This window comes from Kitasatospora sp. MY 5-36, from assembly GCF_001182915.1.
In the GTDB taxonomy this organism is placed as follows: domain Bacteria; phylum Actinomycetota; class Actinomycetes; order Streptomycetales; family Streptomycetaceae; genus Kitasatospora.
The window spans coordinates 1-3,349 of sequence record NZ_LFVW01000917.1; the positions used below are offsets into that span (position 1 = coordinate 1).

The window sequence follows — 3,349 nt, forward strand, 5'->3', positions numbered from 1 at the left end:
CGCCGCGGCCGCGCTGCACACCGCCGCCGAACTGGGCCCGGCGGTACGCGCCGTGGTCTCCCGGGGCGGCCGCCCGGACCTCGCCGCGCCCGACACCCTGGCCCGGGTCCGCGCCCCGACGCTGCTCGTCGTCGGGTCGCTGGACCCCACCGTGCTCGACCTCAACCGGCGGGCCCGGAGCCGACTGCGCTGCGAGACCGGGCTCGCGGTGGTGCCGCACGCGAGCCACCTGTTCGAGGAGCCGGGGACCCTGGACCGGGTCGCCGAGCTGGCCGCGGACTGGTTCCTCCGCCACCTCCCGCGCCCCGTCGGCCCCGGGAGCGCGTGACCGTCCCATTGCGCAGACTTCGTGCTTCACCCCCGGTGAGCAACGCATTTTGCGCAGCTGACAGCGGGAATTTCTGATCAGCTTGTACACATTGAGCAGTCAAAATCCGACCTGTTGCCCAACCACCCCGACAGGAGCAAGCTCTCCGCAACCACACCGCCCACCCGTTCGGTGCGGTCGCGATCCAGCGGAAGCCTCGACGGCGAGGCCCGAAGTGGAGGAACGAGCGATGACCCCGCAGTCCCACGCCCTTGAGTTGACCCCCGAGGAGCGCGAGGCCGGTCTTGACGCCGACCAGCTGCGCCGCCTCGTCGGCCTCGTCGAGCACGACGCCGCCGCCGACCCCTTCCCGGTGACGGCCCAGGACGCGGTCGTCTTCGTGGTCGGCAACGCCACCCAGACGGCGCAGTTCTACCAGGTCGTCTTCGGCATGGAGCTGGTCGCCTACTCCGGCCCGGAGACCGGCCGCCGGGACCGCAAGGCGTACGTGCTCCGCTCCGGCTCCTGCCGCTTCGTGATCAAGGGCGGCGTCCAGCCGGACAGCCCGCTGCTGGACCACCACCGCCGCCACGGCGACGGCGTCGTCGACCTCGCCCTGGAGGTCCCGGACGTCGACAAGTGCATCGAGCACGCCCGCGCGACCGGCGCCACCGTGCTGGAGGAGCCGAACGACGTCTCGGACGAGAACGGCACCGTGCGCCGCGCGGCCATCGCCACCTACGGCGAGACCCGCCACACCCTGATCGACCGCTCCCGCTACCACGGCCCGTACCTGCCGGGCTACGTCGTCGCGGAGAGCCGGGTCACCCACCCGGAGGGCTCGCCCAAGCGCCTCTTCCAGGCCCTCGACCACGCCGTAGGCAACGTCGAACTGGGCCGGATGGACGAGTGGGTGGCGTTCTACAACCGCGTCATGGGCTTCGTGAACATGGCCGAGTTCGTCGGCGACGACATCGCCACCGACTACTCCGCACTGATGTCCAAGGTCGTCGCCAGCGGCAACCACCGGGTGAAGTTCCCGCTCAACGAGCCGGCCATCGCCAAGAAGAAGTCCCAGATCGACGAGTACCTGGAGTTCTACACCGGCCCCGGCTGCCAGCACATGGCGCTCGCCACCAACGACATCCTCACCACCGTGGACGTGCTGCGGGCGCGCGGCGTGGAGTTCCTCTCCACCCCGGACTCCTACTACGACGACCCGGAGCTGCGCGCGCGGATCGGCAAGGTCCGGGTGCCGGTCGAGGAGCTGAAGAAGCGCGGCATCCTGGTCGACCGCGACGAGGACGGCTACCTGCTGCAGATCTTCACCAAGCCGATCGGCGACCGCCCCACCGTCTTCTACGAGTTCATCGAGCGGCACGGTTCGCTCGGCTTCGGCAAGGGCAACTTCAAGGCGCTCTTCGAGTCCATCGAGCGCGAGCAGGACCGACGCGGCAACCTGTGAGCGTCCGAGGGCTCTGACGGGCCCCAACGAGCTCTGTAGAAGCCCGGACGGACCCTGACAAGGGTCTGTCCGGGCCCTGACAGGCTCTGGCAGGCTCTGACGAACGGATCTCTGCCGAACGGTCGAGGAGGACCACGGAGATGGCGTACTACCGGCAGCTGGGAAGCATCCCGCCCAAGCGGCACACCCAGCACCGCACCCCCGAAGGCGGGCTGTACTACGAGGAGTTGATGGGCGAGGAGGGGTTCTCCTCGGACTCCTCACTGCTCTACCACCGGGGCATCCCCTCGGCGGTGGTCAACGCGGTGCCGTGGGAGCTGCCGGACCAGTCCACGGTGCCCAACCACCCCCTCCTCCCCCGCCACCTCAAGCTGCACGAGCTGTTCGCGGACCAGGACTGGAAGTCCGCGGACGTCGTCGGCAGCCGCCGGCTCGTCCTCGGCAACGGCGACGTGCGGATCTCGTACGTCGCCGCCGGGGCCCCGAGCGAGCTCTACCGCAACGGGCTCGGCGACGAGTGCGTGTACGTGGAGTCCGGCTCCGGCACGGTCGAGACGGTGTTCGGCTCGATCGAGGTCGGGCAGGGCGACTACGTGGTCATCCCCCGTGCCACCACCCACCGTTGGGTGCCGGCCGGGGACGAGCCGCTGCGCGCGTACTGCATCGAGGCGAACAGCCACATCACCCCGGTCAAGCGCTACCTGTCCAAGTACGGGCAGCTGCTGGAGCACGCGCCGTACTGCGAGCGGGACTTCCGCGGACCGGTCGGCCCGCTGGTCGTGGACGCTCCCGGGGACGTCGACGTGCTGGTCAAGCACCGCGGCCCGAACGGGATCGCGGGCACCCGCTACACCGTGCCGCACCACCCGTTCGACGTGGTCGGCTGGGACGGCTGCCTGTACCCGTACGCGTTCAACATCAAGGACTTCGAGCCGATCACCGGCCGGATCCACCAGCCGCCGCCGGCCCACCAGGTCTTCGAGGGCAACGGCTTCGTGATCTGCAACTTCGTCCCGCGCAAGGTGGACTACCACCCGCTGGCGATCCCGGTGCCGTACTACCACGCCAACGTGGACAGCGACGAGGTCATGTTCTACTGCGGCGGCGACTACGCGGCCCGCAAGGGCTCCGGCATCGGCCAGGGCTCGATCTCGCTGCACCCGGGCGGGCACACCCACGGGCCGCAGCCGGGGGCGTACGAGCGCAGCATCGGCGCGGAGTTCTTCGACGAGCTGGCCGTCATGGTGGACACCTTCCGCCCGCTGGAGCTCGGCGAGGGCGGTCGGGCCACTGAGGACGCCAACTACGCCTGGACCTGGGCCGGTCGGGGGCCCGGGCGATGAACGCACTTCCTTCGGGGGGTGTGATCCCCGAGCTGTTCCGCGGACTGTTCGACGACGCGGCGGTGTTCCCGCCCGGGAACCTGCCGGTCGCCGAGGCGGTGCCCGCGCACCGGGCGCACCGCGCGGCCTGGTATGCCGAGGCGGTCGGGCCCTTCCTCTGCGGGGCCGGCCGACTGGGCGAGCTGGCCGCGGCGGTCTCGGCCGGCGCGGTTCCGGGCGCCGCGGGGGCGGACG

2 protein-coding genes and 2 pseudogenes are annotated in these 3,349 nt (G+C 70.8%); all 4 read left to right on the forward strand.

Annotated features, from left to right (window positions below; all coding sequences use genetic code 11):
• A pseudogene (locus tag AE652_RS38160) lies at positions 1 to 328 on the forward strand (alpha/beta hydrolase); the annotation flags it as partial.
• A 229-nt stretch (positions 329 to 557) separates the two neighbouring features.
• A complete protein-coding gene (hppD, locus tag AE652_RS38165) occupies positions 558 to 1,772 on the forward strand; it encodes a 4-hydroxyphenylpyruvate dioxygenase (protein WP_049659944.1) in 1,215 nt (404 codons plus the stop codon).
• 140 nt (positions 1,773 to 1,912) lie between these two features.
• Positions 1,913 to 3,115: a homogentisate 1,2-dioxygenase gene (locus AE652_RS38170; protein WP_049659946.1), complete on the forward strand. Its 1,203-nt coding sequence runs from the start codon at positions 1,913 to 1,915 to the stop codon at positions 3,113 to 3,115.
• Positions 3,112 to 3,349 (forward strand): annotated as a pseudogene (locus AE652_RS38175) (hypothetical protein); the annotation flags it as partial. The gene AE652_RS38170 and the pseudogene AE652_RS38175, both read left to right, overlap by 4 nt.